The sequence below is a fragment of the Staphylococcus sp. 11007852 genome, from assembly GCF_011394325.1.
Taxonomy (GTDB): Bacteria; Bacillota; Bacilli; order Staphylococcales; family Staphylococcaceae; genus Staphylococcus; species Staphylococcus agnetis.
Genome location: NZ_JAANBJ010000016.1, coordinates 1 through 22103, shown reverse-complemented (window position 1 = coordinate 22103; position 22103 = coordinate 1). Strand labels below are relative to the sequence as shown.

20 protein-coding genes are annotated in these 22103 nt (G+C 35.3%); 7 read left to right on the top strand and 13 right to left on the bottom strand.

Annotated features, from left to right (window positions below):
- Nucleotides 1-25: 25 nt before the first annotated feature.
- A complete protein-coding gene (locus tag G8Y85_RS04270) occupies nucleotides 26-532 on the top strand; it encodes a GNAT family N-acetyltransferase (RefSeq protein ID WP_037566415.1) in 507 nt (168 codons plus the stop codon).
- A 188-nt stretch (nucleotides 533-720) separates the two neighbouring features.
- On the opposite strand, the gene G8Y85_RS04265 is transcribed toward G8Y85_RS04270, so the two are convergent.
- From G8Y85_RS04265 to G8Y85_RS04230, 8 genes are all read right to left on the bottom strand, one after another.
- Nucleotides 721-1758, bottom strand: a complete 1038-nt coding sequence (locus G8Y85_RS04265) for an alpha/beta hydrolase (protein ID WP_165805480.1) — start codon at nucleotides 1756-1758, stop codon at nucleotides 721-723.
- A 42-nt stretch (nucleotides 1759-1800) separates the two neighbouring features.
- Complete coding sequence (locus G8Y85_RS04260) at nucleotides 1801-2868, bottom strand: YkvI family membrane protein (protein WP_037566412.1); 1068 nt, start codon at nucleotides 2866-2868, stop codon at nucleotides 1801-1803.
- A 381-nt stretch (nucleotides 2869-3249) separates the two neighbouring features.
- The gene (locus tag G8Y85_RS04255) at nucleotides 3250-3750 is read right to left on the bottom strand and encodes a hypothetical protein (protein WP_037566411.1); all 501 of its coding nucleotides are present in this window, start codon (nucleotides 3748-3750) and stop codon (nucleotides 3250-3252) included.
- A gap of 140 nt (nucleotides 3751-3890) precedes the next feature.
- Nucleotides 3891-4907, bottom strand: coding sequence for a FecCD family ABC transporter permease (locus G8Y85_RS04250; protein ID WP_103345923.1), 1017 nt, complete (start codon nucleotides 4905-4907; stop codon nucleotides 3891-3893).
- Nucleotides 4904-5905 carry a FecCD family ABC transporter permease gene (locus G8Y85_RS04245; RefSeq protein WP_103345924.1) on the bottom strand — a complete coding sequence of 334 codons (1002 nt, stop codon included), beginning with the start codon at nucleotides 5903-5905 and terminating at the stop codon, nucleotides 4904-4906. The genes G8Y85_RS04250 and G8Y85_RS04245 overlap by 4 nt, the downstream gene beginning before the upstream one ends.
- Before the next feature lie 21 nt (nucleotides 5906-5926).
- Entirely contained in the window at nucleotides 5927-6733 is an 807-nt protein-coding gene (locus G8Y85_RS04240) for an ABC transporter ATP-binding protein (RefSeq protein ID WP_037566407.1), read from the bottom strand.
- Between the two features lie 199 nt (nucleotides 6734-6932).
- Nucleotides 6933-7766: a YitT family protein gene (locus G8Y85_RS04235; RefSeq protein WP_037566498.1), complete on the bottom strand. Its 834-nt coding sequence runs from the start codon at nucleotides 7764-7766 to the stop codon at nucleotides 6933-6935.
- Nucleotides 7767-8278: 512 nt separating this feature from the next.
- Nucleotides 8279-9505: a NupC/NupG family nucleoside CNT transporter gene (locus G8Y85_RS04230; protein ID WP_060552394.1), complete on the bottom strand. Its 1227-nt coding sequence runs from the start codon at nucleotides 9503-9505 to the stop codon at nucleotides 8279-8281.
- Nucleotides 9506-9772: 267 nt separating this feature from the next.
- Between G8Y85_RS04230 and G8Y85_RS04225 the strand changes: the two genes are divergently transcribed.
- Genes G8Y85_RS04225 through G8Y85_RS04215 form a run of 3 tightly spaced genes read left to right on the top strand, consistent with a single transcriptional unit; the run spans nucleotide 9773 to nucleotide 12168 of the window.
- On the top strand, nucleotides 9773-10009 hold the full coding sequence (locus G8Y85_RS04225; RefSeq protein ID WP_060552393.1) for a FeoA family protein: 237 nt from the start codon (nucleotides 9773-9775) through the stop codon (nucleotides 10007-10009).
- Nucleotides 10002-11996, top strand: a complete 1995-nt coding sequence (gene feoB, locus G8Y85_RS04220) for a ferrous iron transport protein B (protein WP_165805479.1) — start codon at nucleotides 10002-10004, stop codon at nucleotides 11994-11996. Before G8Y85_RS04225 ends, feoB begins: the two co-directional genes overlap by 8 nt.
- Nucleotides 11997-12006: 10 nt before the next feature.
- Nucleotides 12007-12168, top strand: a complete 162-nt coding sequence (locus G8Y85_RS04215) for a FeoB-associated Cys-rich membrane protein (RefSeq protein WP_060552391.1) — start codon at nucleotides 12007-12009, stop codon at nucleotides 12166-12168.
- Nucleotides 12169-12230: 62 nt separating this feature from the next.
- On the opposite strand, the gene G8Y85_RS04210 is transcribed toward G8Y85_RS04215, so the two are convergent.
- Nucleotides 12231-13955, bottom strand: a complete 1725-nt coding sequence (locus G8Y85_RS04210; RefSeq protein ID WP_165805478.1) for an ABC transporter ATP-binding protein — start codon at nucleotides 13953-13955, stop codon at nucleotides 12231-12233.
- 217 nt (nucleotides 13956-14172) lie between these two features.
- Here G8Y85_RS04210 and pbp4 point away from each other — a divergent pair, with 217 nt between their 5' ends.
- Entirely contained in the window at nucleotides 14173-15453 is a 1281-nt protein-coding gene (gene pbp4, locus G8Y85_RS04205) for a penicillin-binding protein PBP4 (protein WP_103345927.1), read from the top strand.
- A gap of 39 nt (nucleotides 15454-15492) precedes the next feature.
- Here pbp4 and tagD read toward each other — a convergent pair whose 3' ends face one another.
- From tagD to G8Y85_RS04190, 3 genes are all read right to left on the bottom strand, one after another.
- Nucleotides 15493-15891 carry a glycerol-3-phosphate cytidylyltransferase gene (gene tagD, locus G8Y85_RS04200; RefSeq protein WP_037566401.1) on the bottom strand — a complete coding sequence of 133 codons (399 nt, stop codon included), beginning with the start codon at nucleotides 15889-15891 and terminating at the stop codon, nucleotides 15493-15495.
- 129 nt (nucleotides 15892-16020) lie between these two features.
- Complete coding sequence (gene tarB, locus G8Y85_RS04195; protein ID WP_165805477.1) at nucleotides 16021-17112, bottom strand: teichoic acid glycerol-phosphate primase TarB; 1092 nt, start codon at nucleotides 17110-17112, stop codon at nucleotides 16021-16023.
- A gap of 182 nt (nucleotides 17113-17294) precedes the next feature.
- Entirely contained in the window at nucleotides 17295-18098 is an 804-nt protein-coding gene (locus G8Y85_RS04190) for an ABC transporter permease (RefSeq protein WP_037566496.1), read from the bottom strand.
- 410 nt (nucleotides 18099-18508) lie between these two features.
- Here G8Y85_RS04190 and tagH point away from each other — a divergent pair, with 410 nt between their 5' ends.
- A complete protein-coding gene (gene tagH, locus G8Y85_RS04185) occupies nucleotides 18509-19303 on the top strand; it encodes a teichoic acids export ABC transporter ATP-binding subunit TagH (protein WP_037566400.1) in 795 nt (264 codons plus the stop codon).
- A 61-nt stretch (nucleotides 19304-19364) separates the two neighbouring features.
- On the opposite strand, the gene tarA is transcribed toward tagH, so the two are convergent.
- Entirely contained in the window at nucleotides 19365-20189 is an 825-nt protein-coding gene (gene tarA / locus G8Y85_RS04180) for an N-acetylglucosaminyldiphosphoundecaprenol N-acetyl-beta-D-mannosaminyltransferase TarA (RefSeq protein ID WP_060552387.1), read from the bottom strand.
- Nucleotides 20190-20756: 567 nt separating this feature from the next.
- Between tarA and G8Y85_RS04175 the strand changes: the two genes are divergently transcribed.
- Nucleotides 20757-21503, top strand: a complete 747-nt coding sequence (locus G8Y85_RS04175; protein ID WP_060552386.1) for a M50 family metallopeptidase — start codon at nucleotides 20757-20759, stop codon at nucleotides 21501-21503.
- Nucleotides 21504-22103 lie beyond the last annotated feature (600 nt).

Genomic DNA, 22103 nt, shown 5'->3' with positions numbered 1-22103 from the left:
AATTTATAAAAATGGAGTTGAAAGCATGTCTTTAAACATTAGAGAAATAAGTATTAACGACGTAGAAGCTTTTACCACTTTAATGCAAAAGGTTTATGATGAGTCAGAATACATGCTTTATGCACCTGGCGAGTACGTACCTTCATTAGAATATGCCATTTCTAATCTTGAAGAAGTCATTACATCTCCTCACTTAGCTATTTTAGTAGCTGAAAAAAGCGACATGCTGGTAGGTTACATTACCATTGTTTCAAAGAAACTCCATCGAATTGAACATAAAGCAAGAATAGCAATGGGTGTCTTAAATCAAGAGCAGGGATTCGGTATCGGCCAAGCACTTTTAGATGCATGTAAAAATTGGTGTCGTGATCATCAAATGACCCGTATTGAGTTAACCGTTGTAACCGATAATACGAGTGCATATCGTTTATACAAACGCGCAGGCTTTAAAGTGGAAGGCGAAATGCAACATACCCTTAAGATTGACGACCAATATTTCAATGAATATATGATGGCATACATCGTTCATTAAATCGTCTTTATTTTATCATTGGACACTTGAAATACCTACCTTTTAGTATGATGTTACCATGCAATACAGTAAATAAAAATCAATACAAGTATAGAAATAACCCTCAAACATTTTGACGACAACATGTTTGAGGGCTATTTTATAGACGTTGTTGCTTTATAATCTCATCCATTTGGCTATACATCTGTTTAAGGCATTTCTTCATACGGATTTAGGTTAATATCTGTTTGTGGTGCTTCATCAATGTCAGATTTCAAATTTTGTTGTGTGGTATTTCTACTTAAAAAACTCAAAACGCGACGTATGTTTTCACGAGATTCTGGTTTTTCAAGATGAAATTGATATTGATGTTTTAAATGATGTGACCCATTATAAAACAACGTATCAACCGGGATTTGTTGCGATTTTAGAGCATGTGAAAATGAATCATTTTGAGAACGGAATGGGTCATCATCGCCTACAGATAGATACGTTGATGGAAATTTCGATGTAATTTGACGTTCTGTAGACATTTGGTTAATAGTTTTAAAATGGCTTTCCCAATCTCTGGCCCCTGTATAACTACGCATAAACAAATCAATACGGGGGAATTCAGTTTCACGTACTGTATGCATATTATAAAAACCCCCGAAAAAAATAGCGGCTTTAATATTGTTTGGCGTCACTTGTTGTTTAAATCCCATCGCTTCTCTTAGTTCGGCATTGGTTTGTATCGCAGTAAATTGACTGTTAATTTGAGCGCCAGCAGAATCACCACCAAAAACAACTTGATTCATATCTACAGGTAATTTATTTTGATTGGCTTTGATAAAAGCTACTGCTTTATCCATTTGAATTAATGGCGTTGGATATTGATATTCAGGCGCTAACGCATAGTTGACGTTGACTACAACATAGCCACGTTCAACAACATTAGCGAGCAAGGGGTTTTTATATTGTTTGTCTCCCGCAATAAATCCACCACCATGCGCCCAAAAGATGACAGGTAATTTTTCATTTGCACTAATATTTTTAGGCATCAAAATATCCAGTTGACTATTAGGCAAACTTTTCATATATGTGATGTCCGTAAGTGCCGTGACATTATTATTTTGAATAGCAACTTTCTTTTTATGTGATGCTTCTTGTGACTTTTTAGTTCCAAAAAAATAGCCGACGACAAGGCCGGCTATGACTATAAAGACAATACATGCAATCACAAGCCAACTCTTTTTACGTTTTTTCATAACAATCTTCCCTTTCGGAAAAATTTTATCATATCTTATGAATTAAGCAATGTATTTCTTATCCTGAGATTTTCTATAAAAATATTTAACCATTACAGCAATGACGATAAATAAACCAATCACACCCATCATCGGGTAAACAAATGCGATAAGCCCTTCAAAACCTACAAAACTTAAGGCATATGCCACTGGCATAATGATACTAATCATGACGTAATATTTTTTAGTATATGGTTTTGTAAAACGTGCCGCAAATGAATACGATAAACCTAAAATCGTATTGTACATTACCGCAAGCATTACGATTGAAAATACAAACGTTAAAATTGGTGAAATCTGCCCTGCTAACACAAGTGTTGGAATCGCTGAATCTTTAATACTTGGATATTCAGACTGTAACGCAAAGTTAATTAATCCAAGTAAAACGAGATATACTACACCACCAACAAGGCCACCCAGACCTGATACTTTACGTTTAGACGCATCGCCACCTATCGCAACTAATGTACTAAAGCCAACAGCAAAAGCTAAACCACCATAGTTAAAACCATTCCATATACCTTGAATGAGACTTGGTTTTTCAACAACACTATTGACTTCCGAAAAGCCGATAGATCCTTTAAATAAGTATGTTGCTGCTATAATGACAACTAAAATAATTAGAATAGGTGTTACAACGCCTAACGCCCCGACAATTTTATTGAAGTCCATCAACAATGTCAGAAATACAAGAATACACATAATTAACGCGCCTAACCATACTGGCACACCATAACTTTCAAAAAACGTGGATCCTGCACCAGCAATCATTGTAATGGTTACTGCATACAGCGATAAAATTAAAATATAATCAATAATCAATCCTAACTTTCTGCCGAATAGATATTCTAGAGTGGATTCGTGATTATTCGCATCAAATGCCGTTCCTATTTTGGCTACTTGACGCCCAATGAATGTAAGGATAAGACCTGAGATAACCACCCCAATATAAGAATAAATCCCGTACATACTAAAGAATTGTTTTACTTCTTGACCTGTCGAAAAACCTGCACCTACGACAACGCCAACATAAGCAAAAGCAATTTTAATTGCTTCAGAATATTTGTGCATCTGTTTTGACCTCCTCATTTGCAAAACACGTTAAACATTAAACCACATTATACGCTTTATTTCAAATTTATAACCCGCTTATCAATTGCTATAACCATTGTAATGACGGGATTTAAACACAAAATAAAACTTATTATGCCATTGTAATTATACACAAACAAGTATAATTTGAAACGTATTCATTTTGATTTTGTATATTTATGCAAAAATAAGCCGTTTACAAACGACGCGATGAAAATTTGTTGTCAATTGTACACTGCAATTTTATGACATTAAACATGTTAAAAACTACTTTATAATTAGAACTCACTTGCAACACTATAAATTAATATAAAAAAAGAGATGGTACATAGGTCCCACCTCTCTTATATAGTAACAATTTTACTTTGCATCTTTGAAATGATTTAAATCACCAATATCTACAACGACTTGATCCATTCGCTTCGCTGTTTCTTTTAATACATTACGCGCTACTTTGTTTTCAGGGTCAATTTTTAATATCTGCTTGGCAATATCAAAAGCTTTTTTATCCGAAATGACTGGTTCAGGAATCGCATGAAGTAATAACATTTGAAGTAAGCTTTTAACTTCTTTTCCTTCAGTCAAAGTAATGGATGACTTGGCATGATAGTATGCTGCATCGAGTGCACCAGGTACATCACTTAGAGGATATACGAGGAGCAAAAACGCAAGGTCATGAATTTCTGACGTTTCTTCTTGTTTAATCATATCGAGAAGACACGTATAATACATCACACTTTCATCCTCATGAGCACTAGAAATATACGCTTCTTCAAAAGCTAAGAAATCAGTCGCGGACATTAAGCTTTTAACAGCTGAAAATTCGCCGTTCAATACGTGTTTTTGAATTAAATCTTGCATCGCTTGTCCTCCTGAATTTGCATCTCATAATAATTACATTTATTTTAACATAATTTTTAAGGAAATGCTTACTGATGCATCATTAAATTTTGTTTAGAAACACATAAATTCACGATGTACGCTCACATCACTACACATATTTATGTACCTTTAACTTTATACATTAAATATAAAAAATAAGGTGCTCCAATGATCGCAACGATAATTCCTGCTGGCAATCCATTGGGTTGTACTAAGTTTTGACCTATAGTGTCTGAAATGACTAGGAGTATCCCGCCTATCATCATCGCTAACGGTAAAAAACTTTGATGTCTTGGACCAATGATTGTACGTGCTATATGGGGTGCCATCAAACCTATAAATCCAATCGCACCTACAATGGATACTGCTACTGAAGATAATAATACGGCAAGAAATACTAATATGAGACGTTGACGTTTAAGAGAGATACCTAAGCCTAATGCAATCGCATCGCTCGTATTTAAAATATTAAGTATTTCAGCTTTATATAACACAACAGGAATGATGATAAGAAGCCATGGCACAAAAGTCCATACAAATGGCCACGTATCTCCCCAAATATTTCCTGCAAACCAAGTTGAAATAAATTCTGACTGACTGCGATCAAACGAAGAAATTAACGTTAATGCGCCACCTGAAAGCGCCGCGGATAACCCAACACCCACTAAAACCATACTTGCCGGTGATAAACCCTTTTCACCTTCATAACTAAAATAAAAAATAAAAAGTGTAACAATCAATCCACCACATAAGCTGACAATTGGTAACATATAAACAAAGTCGTCAGCTTTGATTTGTCCTATCGCGATAAATAACGCAATCGCAAAACCGCTTCCAGCATTGATACCAAGTATGCCAGGCTCAGCAAGACCATTTCTTGTTATGCTTTGTAATATGGCACCACTTAAGCTGAGTGCTATCCCAGCACATAGCGTGACAATTAAACGCGGTAAACGAAATTCAAATAGGATAAGCTGTGTCGCCCCATTACCTTGACCAATGAGTGCGCTGACCAACTCTCCCAAAGTCATCGGAAACGCTCCCGTCGTTAAACTCAATATTATAGAAAGGATACATAAAATACCCGTTAAAATTAATGAAAGGCGTCGCTTTTGTTTGATGTTTCGAGCAATCACACGAGACGACCTCCCTTCTTAATTAAGTACAAGAAAAAAGGCACACCAATAAATGCGATAATGGCACTCATAGGTGCTTCTCCTAGTAATCTTGCAATAATATCTGCAATTAAGACAAGTGCACCACCAAATAAAGCTGAGAGTGGCAAGATTTTCTCATAATCTGTACCTACTAGAAATCGCACTAAATGTGGTATGATCAGCCCTACAAAAGCAATTTGGCCTACCATTGCTACTGAAATTCCTGCTAAAAGCATCGTTAATAATAATGCAATGATGCTTATACGTGTCGTGTTTTGTCCTAATCCTTTAGCAATCGCGTCGCCTAAACTCAATATAGTCAGTTGGCGTCGCATCAGCATAAGTATAATTGTTACTGTCACAACAAGTGGCACACTGATAGATAAATGCTGCCATGTTGTGCTCGATATCCCTCCAGCGTTCCAAAAATTAATCGATTGATTTAAGCGATACGTTAATGCCAATCCTTGACTTAGTGCAGTGAGCAATGCACTAATCGCTGCACCAGCTAAAATAAGCCGCATCGGTTGATAACCACCACGTTTAGATGCACCCACTGATAATACAAATACCCCACCTAAAATTGCACCCATAAAACTGAATAGGATGACTACAAAAAACGGCGCTTCTGGATAAAACACAAAAGTAGCCGCTAAAGCAAACGCAGCCCCAGCGTTTAAACCAATTAAACTTGGGTCTGCGAGTCCATTCTTTGTAACACCTTGAATTACAGCACCAGATACCGCCAGTGCCATGCCAACAATCAAGGCCCCTATGTCACGCGGTAATCTAATTTCTACTATAATATTATGTGCTTGATTAGAGGCATCATATTGAAATATTGCAGTCCATATCGTGTGTAGGCTAACGTGTGCTTGTCCTAACATCATCGATGCGATAAAAGCAATCACTGTCACACATATTGCCACGAGCATATATACACTGAATTTTAATTGAGCAGTCACTGTGCTTTTCATTCGAAGTCCTCTTTCATTTTATTAATTTACTTTTTCATAGTGTTTACACAGTAAATTGTACGTTACTAACATCGGTTTACCTGTTCTTGGGTCCGTGCTTAATTCAGCGTCAATATTAAACACTTCTTCGAGAATTTCATTTGTTAAAACATCTTCTGTTTCGCCTTGTTTAACGATATCACCATTTTTCATTGTCACTAAGTAATCTGAAAAACGAATGGCTTGGTTAATATCATGTAAAACCATTACAATCGTTGTCCCATGTTCTTGATTTAATGTTTGAACTAATTCTAAAATTTCAAGTTGGTGTGAAATATCTAAATACGTAGTTGGTTCATCCAAGAAAATAATATCTGTCTTTTGCGCAAGCGCCATAGCAATCCATACACGTTGGCGCTGACCACCACTTAAGTCATTGACAGCACGGTGTTTAAAATCATGAGTGCCTGTGACACGCATGGCCCATTCGATTTCTTTTTTATCTTCATCTGATAAACGACCAAAGCCTTTTTGATGAGGAAAACGACCATAGGAGACTAACTCACCTGCAGTAAGCCCATCAGCTACGTCAGGAGACTGCGGTAATATCGCAATCTTTTTCGCAATTTCTTTCGTTGACTGTGACTGAATATTTTTCCCGTCTAAATAAACCTCTCCACTCTTCGTACTCAATAATCGTGATAAAGCCTTTAACAATGTAGATTTCCCACAACCATTAGGTCCGATGATAGATGTGATTTTCCGATCAGGAACTGCAACATCTAAGTTATTCACGATGATACGATCACCATATCCAATTGTCACTTCTTTTCCTGTTAATCTACTCATCATTATCCTTCTTTCTACGCTTACCATTTTATAGCGTTCATTTATAAAATATGCGAATATGCATCTCTAATTGAGAATCATTTTCATGTCCGTTCATTATATCATTTTTTAAAACGCTTTTCTATTTGAAAATCATAAAATGTAACGTACAAAAAAAGACAAGAATCGTGCGTATTAACGATTCCTGTCTTAATTCATATTAATCTTCAACTAAAAAACCATTTCCATAAACATCGCGCACATCATGGACTACGACAAATGCATTTTGATCAATTTTTCGAATCATGCGCTTCGTTCTTGATAATTGCGTTTTACTAATCACAGCATATAATACATCTGTTTCTTGTTTAGAAAAATATCCGCGCCCATTTAAGATTGTTACACCACGTCCAATATCTTCATCTATCATCTTCGCAACACGATCAGGTTCTTTAGAAATAATAGTCACTGCTTTTTTAGGGTTTAAACCTTCGATTACGAAGTCTATCACTTTTGTGCCAATATATAGACTGATTAATGTGATTAATACACGGTCTAATGGAATAACAGTTAATGAAATCATCACCACAATAAAATCAAAAAATAGTAATGCATACGGTGTACTCACGTCTAAATATTTATTGGCAATACGCGCTAAAATCGTAGTTCCGGCTGTCGTGCCTCCTGCAAGTATGATGACGCCTATACCTAACCCTACCGTCAAACCACCGAAAACGGCATTGACAAGAATATCATCCGTTTTAACAGACCATGATTCTGTTAAACTTAAAAAAACAGAAATAAGCACTGTCGCAAACACCGTTAAATACATACTACGTTTACTTAAATACTTGTATCCGACTGCAATCAGTACCGCATTCACGATAAAATTGGTCCATGCAGGTGAAATATGAAACGCATAGTATAAAATAATTGCCAAACCTGTTACGCCACCCTCACCGAGGTCACCCGCTATAATAAATGCATTGACCCCAGCCGCAAAAATAAAACTACCGATGATGACTAATATTAAATCTCTCACTGTTCTTTTCACACCATCATCCCCCTTATTCATTTTTCTACACTCTTAACACTAGCCATATTATCACAATTTGGTCACTAATCGTACCCCATGAGAAATATTGTATTGCCATACATAATTTTGAATCAAAATTCATTTTCAAAAAAATCAAACACCTCTCATCCTTGTCATATCAAAGATAGTAGCGTATTGCAATAAATAATTTTACAAATTTCTGAATATTTCGTTTACTTTAGGTCTATCTTTATGTATAATAAGAATTACCTTATTTGTTGCAAGTCAACAAGAGGCCATCTCCTTTGTGTTGTTTATAGTAAGAGAGATTTTTGCTCGTAGGTTGATATTTTGCTCGAGTATCAACCCAATTATTCATTTCCCGTCAAGGCAGTTCGGCAATAGCTGAGCTGTCTTATTTTTTCATTTGATTTTTAAAGCTATTAAATAACCTCCAACATTCATCTGTAAATGTTGGAGGTTTTATCATCAAAGCTCTCAATGGTAATATCTATCGCCTAAAATGTTGTTTACCAAGCAAATAAACCTACAAATCCTGCAGTTAATAATGAAACTAAAACACCTGACAATAACATCATCGGTACATATTTTGATACAAAATCCGACGTTTTTTCATTAACTATTCCTTTAAGGGTACCGATAATCATCCCTACTGTAGAGAAGTTTGCAAATGAAATTAAGAATGTTGTAATAATTGCACGACGATGTGGATCGTAATGTTGCACATCGCCCATGATTTCACCCATAACAACAAACTCATTCGTCACGATTTTTTTAGCCATTTGTTGTGCCACATCCCACGCTTCATTAAAAGGTAGACCTAACAGTAGTGCGAATGGATACATAAATACCCCTAAAATTTGGTCTAAACCGATGCTACCTTTAACGTGGAATAGCGATGCGATGCCTCCTGAAATAAGATTAATAAGACGGTCTGCCAATTCAGCTAAAGCTACAAAACTTATAACAAAAGCAATAATTATTAAGACAAGTTTCCCAGCATTTAATACTGAATCACCTAAAAATGAGAAAAACGGTTGACGCTTTTCGTTTGTTCTTAGTTCATAAATCACATCTTCTTCTACATCAATACGTACTGGATTTAAAATAGAAGCGACAATCATCGCATTAATAATATTGAGCGGAATAGCTGTTAATACAAGTTCGCCAGGTAACATCGTCACGTAAGCACCAACAATTGCACCTGAAACGGAGCTCATTGACATCATTGCAATCGTAAGTACACGTGCATCATTAATGCGTTTCACTTGTTCACTTGAAACAGCAATGGCTTCTGTATTTCCTAAAAACATCATTTCAATTCCAAAAAATGCTTCAAACTTCGGTTGACGTGTAATTTTAGCGAGCACCCAACCGACACCACGCATAAAGAACGGTAAAATACGTAAATACATTAAAACATCAAACAATGGTACAACTAATAAAATCGGGAACAAAGCTGCGACCGCCATGTCCATTTGTTTATTCGTTGTCCAACTCTTGAACGCGAAACCAACGCCTGAGAATGCGGCATCAATTACCCAGGAAATACCTGCAGCTGCCATTTCAACAACTTTTGTACCTGCTGGAAAGTATACAAAGAACCATGCAAGAAACAAGTTTAATAGCACTAATATCCCAATTGATCCCCATTGAATATTTTTACGATCTCGTGAAAACAATGCTGCAACGCCTATAAAAGCTAACAACCCAATTATGTTAATAATTAAATACATAGGTTTAAACCCTATCCTTTCTCTGATTTCAACACTTTAAGTATACCACGCACGATTGTTGGTGAGAATATCTTTTTAATTGTCCTTACACGCCATATTTTGTGATACAAACTGTATTTGATTAATCATTTTTACTTTATCGGTCAAATGCATAAAATGTTTAATGTCACGTATTTTCCACAAAAAAGTTATTGTGAAAAAGTGTTAAAGCGTTTATAATCTTCAATGAAAATGATTATCATTAACATTTAAAAGTGGGTGGTTTGCATGACATATGTTGCTGAGGCTCAACTCGGAGTGAATTATGTCGTTACGACTTTGGAGATGAATAATATCAACTTAAAACATCGCTTACGTGCACTCGGATGCATTGAAGGGTGTCAATTACAAGTGCAACAAAAAGGGTTGTTTAAAGGCCCTTGTACAATCAATATTAATGGTCAACATATTTCAATACGTTATTGTGACGCATGTAAAATTGGTTTGGAGCATTGTCATGAGTAACGCTTATTGTATTTTAGGAAATCCAAATGTCGGTAAAACTTCCCTTTTTAATGCACTAACGGGTTCATATGACTATGTGGGTAACTGGAGTGGCGTTACTGTAGATAAAAAGGTCGGGCAACTTAAATCGCACACAGGACAATTAATTGATCTTCCTGGTATTTACGATTTAGTCCCTATTTCTCGTGATGAAACTGTCGTTACAGATTACCTCATTCACGATCAATTTGATGGCATGATTAATATTATCGATGCTGCTCAAATTAAACGTAATTTTAATTTAACCATTCAATTATTAGAATACGGAGCACCATTATTAATAGGACTCAATATGATAGATGTGGCAAGTCAAAGAGGTATTAAAATTGATTATGAGGCACTTATGCGTAAATTACACGTCCCTATTATTCCTGTGATTGCGCGGACTGGAAAAGGAAGCACAGACATGTTAAACGCATTAACTGATTATCATTTAACGCCTCAACGCCCATTAATGATTCATTATGGTACACCAATTGAGCAATTGATTACTGAAATAAAACAACACATTCCAGAAAACTACGTATTACATCAAAAACATCATCGCTTCGTCGCCATTCAATACATCTTAGATAATCCAACGATTAAAACTTCTTTAGATTCAATCACCCAAGAGAAAATAGATGCATGTATTCAAGCTTTTAAAGCTACACAAGATGTCGATCTTGAACAAGAAATTATTACGCAACGCCAACATTATATCAATCGTTTATTAGATGATTTGGTCACGTATCCCTCAACACCACAGCATCATCTTACAGAACGTGTCGATGCGCTTTTAACGCATAAAATTTTGGGTATCCCTATATTTTTATGTTTAATGTGGCTAATTTTTCAAATTACTTTTACTTGGGTAGGAACACCACTATCTGATCAACTTGATGCATTTTTCGGTGGCACACTCACTGACTTTGCCATAAAAATAATGACGATGTTGGGCATTTATCCGCCTATTCAAGCATTAGTCACAGATGGTATTATAGCTGGTGTTGGTGGCGTATTAGTATTCGTTCCTCAAATTTTAGTGCTATTTTTCTTCATTTCTTTATTAGAAGACTCTGGTTATATGGCACGTATTGCGGTCATTATGGATAGAATAATGGAAAATTTTGGCTTAAATGGAAAGTCCTTTATCCCAATGATTATTGGTTTTGGTTGTAATGTACCAGGGATTATGGCCGCACGTAGTATAGAAGAGGAAAAAGAACGATTAACTACAATTTTAATCACACCATTTATGTCTTGTTCTGCCCGCTTACCTGTTTATGGCCTTTTCGTTGCCGTATTTTTTGCACAACATCAAGCACTTGTCGTATTAAGTCTTTACGTGTTAGGTATCGTAGCTGCTTTAGTAATGAGTTACATTTTAACTAAGACTGTTCTAAAAAAAGATACCTCCATTTTTGTCGTTGAACTTCCACCCTATCGCCTTCCTTCTATAAAAACGTTATGGCGTAGTACTTGGGAAAAAGGAAAAGGTTTTGTCAAAAAAGCAGGCACATTTATTTTTGCGGGTTCAGTGATAATTTGGTTATTAAACTATGCTGGACCTCATGGTATTAATGTTCAAGCACATGAAAGTTTTTTACATGTCATTGGTTCAGCGATTGCACCAATCTTGTCACCTGTTGGCTTTGATAGTTGGCAAGCCGCAGCTACTTTAATTCCCGGATTTTTAGCAAAGGAAGTTATTGTCAGTGCGATGGCGATCATTTATGCGGTTAATGACGATGCGTTAGTATCTATGGTTTCTACGCATTTCACAGCGTTGTCCGCTTATAGTTTTATGGTATTTATCTTGTTGTACACACCATGCTTAGCAACTGTTGCAGCGATACGCAAAGAAACAACATCATGGAAATGGACATTACTCGCAGTGGCTTATCCAATTACAGTTGCATACTTACTATCTCTAGTAATTTATCAAATTGGTAGCTTAATGCTATAGGAGTGATGAGATGACTTTATTAATCAATATTGTATTCGTTTTAATCATTGTCAGTTACGTTGCTTTTGTATTACGGCGTTACATGCGAAAGTCTAAACAAGGACAATGTAGTGCTTGTGACGTCAACGATGGTTGTACCTCTCATACAATTTCTAAACCTAATATAAAATAAAAACAAGGTGGCCTTGTACACGTTGATGTCAATTTTTGCTTCAACATGTCTTGGCCACCTTATTATGATGTTGTTAAGTTTTGTGTTTCTACGAAATGTTGATACATTTCATGAGATTGCATTAACTCCCCATGTTTACCTGTTCCAGTCACACGACCTTGATCTAAGAAAATAATTTGTTCTGCTTTTTTAATCGTTGAAAGTCGATGTGCGATGACAATAGTTGTTCGATTTTCCATTAAAACATCTAACGCTTCTTGAATTTTACGTTCACTTTCACTATCTAAATTGGCAGTTGCTTCATCTAGTAATAAAATATCAGGATCTTTAATAAAGCTACGCGCAATATCAATACGTTGACGTTGACCTCCGGAAAGCTTCAATCCTCGCTCACCTACGATCGTGTCATATCCATCTTCAAATGTTTGAATAAAATCATGACAATTCGCAAGACGTGCATAATACTCCAATTCCTCTTGTGACACTTCTCGCTCAATACCGTATAAAATATTATCTCGTATTGTACCATTCATCATCGCGTTACTTTGCATCACATAACCGATTTTACGTCTCCAATCACTTAAACTAATGTCATAAATTGATTGTTGATGATATTGAATATCTCCTGATTCGATTTCATACATACGTTCAATCAAACTGAAAATTGTACTTTTTCCTGACCCAGATGGCCCAACAAACGCTGTCACTGCACCACGACGAATGGTAAATGATACATCTTGTAATATCGGCTTAACGTCATATTTAAAAGACACGTTGTTAAACGTTAAATCTCCGTGGTTTAATAGATGATTGGTATTTTTAAGCTCTATAGGTTCAAGTGGTTCATGTAAAATTTCATAAATCCGACTACTTGCACCGACCGCTTTTTTGTAATCCGTTACTAATGTAGATAAATTAATAAGCGGTATTGATAAATTCAGTACGTAGAATATCATCGCAACAAGTGTTCCGGCTGATATCGCACCAGAAGATATACGCAACCCACCAAACCCTAGAATCATACCAATTGTAATCAGCATAATAATGCCAGAAATAGGTTGAATCACTGCGGCAATTTTGGCTTGCTTTAAACCAAGTTTATAGATTTCATCTAAGTTATAGCGCGCTTTTTCAAGTTCAATATGTTCCGTATTCGACACTTTTACAAGTCTCATTTCTGTTAAAACCCGTCCAAGTAGTCCGCTGAAATTTGCAATCTCATTTTGCGTATTCGTCGATATTTTTTGCATAATTTTACCAAGTGGTGTAATAATGATTGCAAATATAGGAATGGTAATAAACGTTAATAATGTCATTTGCCAATCTAATATAAACAACATTATTAAAGAACCGATGACCGTAATTACGGATGGAAATAAACCTGGTAGTTTTTGAGATATAAAGTCATTGATTACTTTCGTATCATCAGTTAATCGGCTCATCAATTGACCACTTTCGTTTTTATCAAAGAAAGGCATTTTTAAATGAATGATATGACGCCATAAAACGGAGCGAATCGCATAAATGACTTTTTCACCAATTTTATTTAATAAATAATAACCAAGTCCACTGAGTATCGCATTGACTAAAAATACCCCAACAATAATCATAATAAATGTTGGATTAATTGAAGTTAATGTAAACTTATCAACAAGTTGCCCCGTAAATAAAGGCACCAATAACCCTGTTAAACTCCCTAAAGATGCGATTAAAACTGCAACAATAATCAAACCCACTGGCCATGATATTTTTTTTAATAAGTAAATAAGTGGATTCTCTTTTTTCATAAATGGTTACCTCTTTATTGATTATTGTCGTGAAGGGAGTCTTCCCTCACACCGACGTCATACTTCAGGACGTCTTATTTAACATATACACTGTTCATTCAACACAATAATTTTTATGTTCCATCGCAAGACGCATACATCTCACAAAAAAACTGTGGTAAAATAGAATTTCGGTTGTTCCAAACAAAAAAGTTTTATCATTTTTGAAGGAGTGCATATGAAAAAAGTAATTCTGAGTATTTTAGTTGTATTCTTCGCTACAACTATTATAACACCTTTTACTAAAGCGAATACAGCAACACCTGTTGATATCGCAAATCAAAACGGCTATGGCGTTGGTTATGGATTTCAACCTGAAGGCCTTGTCAATATAAGTGAAACGGGCCAAATTCTTTATCAATACCAAGATAAACAAAAGTGGTACCCTGCTTCTATGACAAAATTAATGACCATGTATCTGACATTAAAAGCCGTTAAATCAGGTGACTTAAACCTTAATGATACGGTTAAAATTACAGATCAGCATTATAGAATGTCTACATTACCTGAATTGAGCAATACAAAGCTTTATCCAGGAGAAACTTATACAATTGCAGAATTACTTCAAATCACAGTTTCCGCTTCTAGTAATGCTGCTTCCTTAATATTAGCTCAAAAAGTATCAGGTTCCACATCTAAATTTGTCGATGATATGAATCAAACCGCAAAAGATTTAGGCATGGCTCAAACGCATTATGTCAATCCAACAGGTGCTGAAAATTTTCGTTTGCAAGAATTTGTGCCACAAAAATATAAAAATGAAACCTCATCTGTTTCATCGCCCCGTGATTATGCGATATTAGCTCAACATACGGTGCAAGACACACCGAAGATATTAGATTTCACAAAACAAATCGCTCCTACTCAGCACGGTGTTACATATTATACATTTAATGACCTGCTTGAAGGCGGAAACATGAGTTTACAAGGTACCGACGGCCTTAAAACAGGTTCAAGTGATCTTGCTGATTATAATAATACTTTAACGACAAAACGTGGAAAGTTTCGAATTTTCCATGTCATTATGGGTGCTGGAGATTATAAAAATTTGGGTGGCGAGAAAGAACGAAATATGATGAGTGCAAGTACAATTAATGTTGCATTTTATCAATACGATTACCGTAAAATCTTATCTAAAGGAGAACATAAGATCAATGGTAAGACGTATTATGTTACTCAAGATTTATATGATGTTGTGCCAAAATCAATGACCAAACCTTATCAATTTGTCATTGAAAACGGTGAAGTTCATCTTAATTACAAACGTCAGTTTATTTCTAAAGCTTATGGTCCTCCAAAAGTTGAAGTTGAAAAACCTATTGTGTATCAATCCAAATCATTTGTTGTCAGTTCTTGGAAAGATCACCCAATATTAACATCTTTAGGATTTATCTTTTTAATCGGCTTCTTATCCGTTATCATTTATTACTTATTATTTTTAACAATTAAACGACGATAAAATTATAAAATAAGGGAAAGTTGCTTGAGCAACTTTCCCTTATTTTGCGTCTTTACCGTATAATTCTTTTTTAATTTGCGTTGTTGAAATACCTTCAGTACGTTTAAGATATATCACTTCACATTTATCTTTTAAGAAGTCGAATTCGCCTTCCCAATCATGACCCATCACAAAAGTATCAATCTCATACTTTTCTACATCAGACTCTTTTTGACCCCAATCATGTTCTGGAATAACTAAATCCACATATCGAATTGATTCTAACATCATTTTACGTTGTTCAAAATTATAGTAAGACTTTTTATTTTTTATACGATTAAATTCGTCGCTAGATAATGCAACAACAAGGTAATCTCCCATTTCTCTTGCACGGCGTAACAATTCGATATGACCGTAATGTAAAAGATCGTACGTTCCATAAGTTATGACACGTTTCACATTTACGCCTCCTTAATATTTTTAATCTCTCCTTAACATATGATAAGAGTATACCATGCGTCAAAGGGAGATACAATTTAAAACTCATAATAAAGACAATACTAAATAATTTCGCTATAACTTTATAATTTATATTTTAGTAAGACGATCTACATATATAGCGATTTGATTTAAAGTAGATTGCTTATTATACGTATGCCAATCTTCAAATAGGGGTTTTAATTCATGTTGTTTTAAACGTTGATAAATATCCGCTTCACGATACACTTTATAATCTGTAGGGATATCATAAAAATAAGCATTCAATCCACGTGCTTTTTCATATTCTTGTTCATCATAAACATAATATAATGTCGGTTTTTGAATTAAGCTTGCCTCAATAGGTAATGAGCTATAATCAGAAATAATGACATCCGCCAGTACAATTAATTCAAATACAGATAATCCATAATGCTCTGACATAACGTTGACGGATGGATGGTAACGCGAAATTAATGTATAGTCAGGTAAGGCTGACTCGAACGCTTCTTTATTTAAGATACGGTTCGTCATCCCCTCTTCACGATAGGTCGGTAAATATACCGCAATTTTCCCATCTAATCCATGTTTCTCCTTAAGCTCTACCTTTAGCGCATCGATGTCTACAGAAAAATAACGCGAGAGCCTCGGCACACCAAAATTAACCAATTGTTCGTAATGTGCATTAAATGCATTTTGAAAACATGTCGCCATTTGTTGGCAACCCACTAAATATTTATCCGTTGCATTATAAACGTTTTCGTATTGCCTGACTAATTTGTCATGCTCATGATCTACCGAACGATCTTCAAAACCAAACTTCTTTAGGGCACCTGCCGCATGCCACGTTTGGATAACCGTCTGACCTTTTTTCTTCTTAAATCCTGCCATCAAGAGATGCAAATTATCGACAAATATCACTTTTGCACTTGCCATCATAAACAGAAGTCTCAATACATTAAATTGATGAAATTCATAACTAGAGACTTCCTTCAAAGCTCTCACTGCTTTAAGATGTTCCCGCTTCGCAAAAACGGTGACGCGAAATCCACGTTCATTCAACTTATTTATAATCGGATACATGTCTTCCTTAAAATTCATTATAACTACGATATGATTGGCATCCACGCCACGTTTTTGAAAAAAAGCCATCAAAAACTTAATCATTATGATGTACATCTCTTTAAGCCAATATCGTACCATTACAAAACACCGCCTTATATATGTTGTTTATAAAAAAAGCTGGACCACTCGCGCGCCAGCTTCATAGAATATTGACATTGAATGACTGGACAAAAGTATATCATTGCATACTTAGCACCAAGCCACCACTGTCAGCAACGAATCATTAGATGGATTCGTTAACCGCTCATTCTTTGATTGTATTACATAAAATCTGCAAAGTGATCTCTGTAGCGCATATGCAACATCGACCCAATTACAAAGAATACACCTGCAACTAAAACATTATATAAAGCGAGTTCCCAATGCGTGATAAAGTACCATTCTTTAAACAATATCGCCGCACGATAACTTTCCGCAATAAAATAAATTGGATTAAACATCATAATCTTTTCCGGCAACGATCCTGGTTTAGGTACCCAAAGAATCGGTGATGCATAGAAAAGAACCCTTAATAAAGCTTGCATCGCCATTTGCGTATCACGTACAAGTACACCTAACGTTGACGTTAGCAATGAAATTGACATTGTGATAAAGTACGCTAACGGAATAAATAAGACTAATTGTATAATATGAATTGAAGGCGGAAGCCCTACAATCGTACAAAGTCCAACTATCGCCAATACAAGCACAAGATGACCGTATAATTTACTCGTTACAATATACGTTGGAATGATTGAAAGTGGAAAATTCATTTTCGCCACTTGTCCGTACTTCATCGTAATAGATTTTGTCCCTTCTAAAATCCCTTGGTTGATGAAGAACCACATGCTAATACCAACGAGTAACCAATAGATAAACGGCACACCATCAATAGGATGGTTACTTCGAATTCCAAAACCAAAAACAAACCAATACACTAAAATTTGAATCACTGGATTAATAATTTCCCAAGCTAACCCAAGATAGTTATTATGGTTGGTTATTTTCAATTGGAACTGTGCTAAACGTTGTATGAGATAGAAGCTTCTCACGTGCTCTTTTAGCACGGTTAAAACAGATTTCATAACTGACCACGCTTTCACATGCGACAATCTATTGATATCTCACAAACTAAAAATAACTCCCAATTTATTTAAAGTTTGACCGACTCGCGTATATCGCATATCCTTTAATTGAAATAGTTCATTGCATTAAGTAAAATTAATACATTGTATCCTTAAATAATTTACAATAGCTTTACAAAATTAACAACTACTTAGTAATATGATTATAATCTAAAGTGATTGATTGATGAAAGTCAAAAATGAAAGATTTTAAAATCTGTAACTTCATTTGATACGTTTATAATCAAAACAAACGATTTATCATAGATAATTTATATCTATACTACTACTCTACCACGACTCTACAAATGAGGCACGAATGAAATATAATCTTTCACGTAACACACTTTTTAAGTTAGGAATGTTGAATAATGAAGCCAACGGTAAACATCGACCATGTTACAAAAGAATACCGTATCTATCGTAATAATAAAGAACGTATTAAGGACGCCATTTGGCCAAAACATAAAAATAAGACCTTTTATGCATTAAAAGATGTATCCATACAAGCCTATGCGGGTGATGTCATTGGTCTTGTAGGTATTAACGGATCTGGAAAATCAACGTTAAGTAATATGATTGGGGGCTCCCTTACACCTACTCACGGACACATTGATAAAGCAGGTGACGTCAGTGTCATTGCGATTAATGCTGGTTTGAATGGCAACTTGACAGGTATGGAAAACATTGAGTTCAAAATGTTGTGCATGGGATTTAATAAACACGAAATAAAAGCACTCACACCTCAAATCGTAGAATTTAGCGAATTAGGTGAATTTATTTACCAACCCGTTAAGAAATATTCTAGTGGGATGCGTTCGAAGCTTGGTTTTTCGATTAGCGTAACGATCAACCCTGAAATATTAGTCATCGATGAAGCACTATCCGTTGGAGATCAAACATTTACTCAAAAAAGCTTAAAAAAGATATATGAATTTAAAGAAGCCGAAAAAACAATCTTCTTTGTTAGTCATAACTTACGACAAGTTCGCGAATTTTGTACTAAAATCGCATGGATTGAAGCTGGACGCCTTAAAGATTTTGGACCTGTTGATGAAATTCTTCCAAAATACGAAGCCTTTTTAAAAGATTTTAAGAAGAAATCAGTCGCTGATCAAAAAGCATTTAGAGAACAATTAGATGCAGATCGTTTTGAAATCAAGTAACATTGATGCACCATACAATAGAAAAGACGTATTTCCATTAGTATATTGGAAATACGCCTTTTTAATTTTTAAAATACTTTTGTTTATACACAGCAAGAATAAACTTCGGAATACGTTTAAAACGATGAATACGTTTAATATCGGTAATGCCTCTATATACCCACTCTAAATTGAGCGCACGCCACATATATGGGGCACGTTTCACTTCACCACTGAAAACATCTATAGAGCCACCAACACCCATCATCATCGTGTGATCAAAATGATGACGATGATGTTGAATCCATTGTTCTTGTTTAGGATAACCCATTCCAACAAATATAAAGTCTGGATTAAAGTCACGGATGACTTCAACAACTTTAGGATCAGTAATGTCAATAAAACCATGATGCGTTTGAATGATTAAATTAGGATATTGCTTTTTAATACGACGCGCCGCTTTCTCAACTACAGGAGACGTTGCTCCGAGTAAAAATACTTTGCGTTTCTCAATATCGGCAATATCTAAACATTGTTCCATCACTTCAATACCAGGTACACGTTCTTGTAAAGGTTGGCCTAAAATTCTCGCTGCTTTCACAATGCCTGTGCCATCTGGAATAATATAATCCGCTTTCGTAATAATGTTTTGGTACAATGGTTCTTCTGATGCATAGTGAACTATTTCAGGATTTGCGGTCACAACGAATAAATTGTGTGCTGTGTCTGTGTGCATATAACGCATAATATGTTCACGCATATCTAGTAATGTAACGTTATCAAACTTAACATCCAACACTTGAACTTGAGCATGTTTTTTTTCAAGTGCATAAGAATCCGGTTTGCTAACTACGTCATGACTAGGAAAAGAGCGCTCACTTTTTATCTCTGGCAACACTTTTGCCATAGTCTCACCTTCATTCCCTTATATTTTACATAAGATTTACATATCATTTATGTAACTTTAACACATTTTACACCTAAATCAAGTTAATTAAACATAATTAATACCAAAGTATGAGGGCAATGTTTATCCTAATTCACAATAACGCCATAATTTTAAGATTCACCGTCTATTGAAGTGTCCCATCATGTGTAACGCACGTATAGGTGCCGATTGAATCTTTTTGTAGTTGACTCCAGTACAAGCATGATATGTTCCTATTGTTATAATGATATTCAATCATACCATTTTTATTGATGCATTATTAAAACTAAATCATCTTTTTTACATAGTTATAACTAGATTTAATGCTTAATTGATAAAAATTTTATGCTTATGCCCATCATTTATATTTATTCACTCATCCTCTCTTTATACTCCTATGTTAAAATGGACACAACTCATTTTAGTAAACATACGTGTACATCTTTAAGATTGCCAACCCATGGAGATATACGTCTAAAGTCTATAGTCAAGGCCCGGAACAATCACGTATAATAAACCCAATTACATTCAGAAAGGATTACATTTATGATGGATCAATCATGGCTCATTTCTCCTGTTCCGATTTCCATTATGCTTTTATTATTTATTACCACCCTCTACGTGGTAAGCCATTACTATCAACGTCGCCCTATTTTTTCATTATTAGACATTGTATTAAATTATATTCCAGTGCTTACGCATGAATTCGGGCATGTATTGTTCAATCGATTAAGTGGTGGACGTGCCGTTGATTTTGTCGTTGTTGTTAAAAGAAGTGAACGACTTACAACAGGACAACAAGGCTATGCGATTACAAAATCACGAAACCGCTTAGGACAAATTTGGACTACTTTAGGTGGCTATATTATGCCTCCTTTTATGTTGAGTGTAGGCCTCATTATGCAAAGTAAAGGATATGGCGCATTATTCATCTTATTTTATGTCCTAATATTTTTATATTTTACGGTCGTTACTTCTCGTAAAATCACACCTATCTTCATTATATTAATACTTACTTTAACAATTTATTTAGGTGTACAATCTGAAAATCTAACGAATTACTCATACATTTATATGCTTATCTATCATTTTATTTTAGGCACATTACTTGGTGAAGTGTTGCAATCAACCGTGACGATTGCCCAATTAACCTTCACTAGACCTAGACCTTCATGGGATGGAAGTGCATTGAGTGCTCTCACACACATTCCTACCTTATTTTATTCAAGTATTTGGATCATTTTAAACTTTACAAGTATCTACTTTCTCTTTCAACAACTCTTTGCATCGTAAACACTTGAAATCACTCAAGTATGGTAATGAGATGGTAGATTTAATAGGAGCTGGGATATAAATCATTAAACCTATAATCGTCCCTAACGCCTCGCTTTTCTAGGCGCCTTACCTCAACTAGGGAGCATTACAGAAATCTAATTGATTTCGTTGTAATGCCCGCCGGTGCATGAAGACGTTAGGAATGAAATGAATTACGTCTTCAGTACACCTATGAACATGCGTGAATAGGTGGTCAATAGCCAAGCTTTTAAGCGCATACGCAATCCAATCAGCTACTGCCTTATATATTGTAAAAGCCATTAGTCTTAGATTTTTGCTCTCAAAATGGATTTTCGGTTGCGGCTACATGCCTCAGAAGTCTCGGCTAAGGGATCAATCACAATTCATCATAGTGTCCATCACTAAGACGAAATCGATTTATAAAGATAAATAATAGCTAACAAAGTTCATGTATCAATGAATTTTGTTGGCTTATTTTTAATTAATAGGTGTGCTATGACGCATCCCCGTTTTGTCGTTTACAAGAATCTATAACAATTGAAACACATGATGAGGACTTTCTCTCTACCAATCAAAAGCCATCAAAATTCATCTCGT

Excerpts from the sequence above, each read along its gene's own strand:
- G8Y85_RS04270 (WP_037566415.1), top strand. The coding sequence starts at position 26 with ATGTCTTTAAACATTAGAGAAATAAGTATTAACGACGTAGAAGCTTTT.
- G8Y85_RS04265 (WP_165805480.1), bottom strand. The coding sequence starts at position 1,758 with ATGAAAAAACGTAAAAAGAGTTGGCTTGTGATTGCATGTATTGTCTTT.
- G8Y85_RS04260 (WP_037566412.1), bottom strand. The coding sequence starts at position 2,868 with ATGCACAAATATTCTGAAGCAATTAAAATTGCTTTTGCTTATGTTGGC.
- G8Y85_RS04255 (WP_037566411.1), bottom strand. The coding sequence starts at position 3,750 with ATGCAAGATTTAATTCAAAAACACGTATTGAACGGCGAATTTTCAGCT.
- G8Y85_RS04245 (WP_103345924.1), bottom strand. The coding sequence starts at position 5,905 with ATGAAAAGCACAGTGACTGCTCAATTAAAATTCAGTGTATATATGCTC.
- G8Y85_RS04240 (WP_037566407.1), bottom strand. The coding sequence starts at position 6,733 with ATGAGTAGATTAACAGGAAAAGAAGTGACAATTGGATATGGTGATCGT.
- G8Y85_RS04230 (WP_060552394.1), bottom strand. The coding sequence starts at position 9,505 with ATGTATTTAATTATTAACATAATTGGGTTGTTAGCTTTTATAGGCGTT.
- G8Y85_RS04225 (WP_060552393.1), top strand. The coding sequence starts at position 9,773 with ATGACATATGTTGCTGAGGCTCAACTCGGAGTGAATTATGTCGTTACG.
- feoB (WP_165805479.1), top strand. The coding sequence starts at position 10,002 with ATGAGTAACGCTTATTGTATTTTAGGAAATCCAAATGTCGGTAAAACT.
- G8Y85_RS04215 (WP_060552391.1), top strand. The coding sequence starts at position 12,007 with ATGACTTTATTAATCAATATTGTATTCGTTTTAATCATTGTCAGTTAC.
- G8Y85_RS04210 (WP_165805478.1), bottom strand. The coding sequence starts at position 13,955 with ATGAAAAAAGAGAATCCACTTATTTACTTATTAAAAAAAATATCATGG.
- pbp4 (WP_103345927.1), top strand. The coding sequence starts at position 14,173 with ATGAAAAAAGTAATTCTGAGTATTTTAGTTGTATTCTTCGCTACAACT.
- tarB (WP_165805477.1), bottom strand. The coding sequence starts at position 17,112 with ATGGTACGATATTGGCTTAAAGAGATGTACATCATAATGATTAAGTTT.
- G8Y85_RS04190 (WP_037566496.1), bottom strand. The coding sequence starts at position 18,098 with ATGAAATCTGTTTTAACCGTGCTAAAAGAGCACGTGAGAAGCTTCTAT.
- tagH (WP_037566400.1), top strand. The coding sequence starts at position 18,509 with ATGAAGCCAACGGTAAACATCGACCATGTTACAAAAGAATACCGTATC.
- tarA (WP_060552387.1), bottom strand. The coding sequence starts at position 20,189 with ATGGCAAAAGTGTTGCCAGAGATAAAAAGTGAGCGCTCTTTTCCTAGT.
- G8Y85_RS04175 (WP_060552386.1), top strand. The coding sequence starts at position 20,757 with ATGATGGATCAATCATGGCTCATTTCTCCTGTTCCGATTTCCATTATG.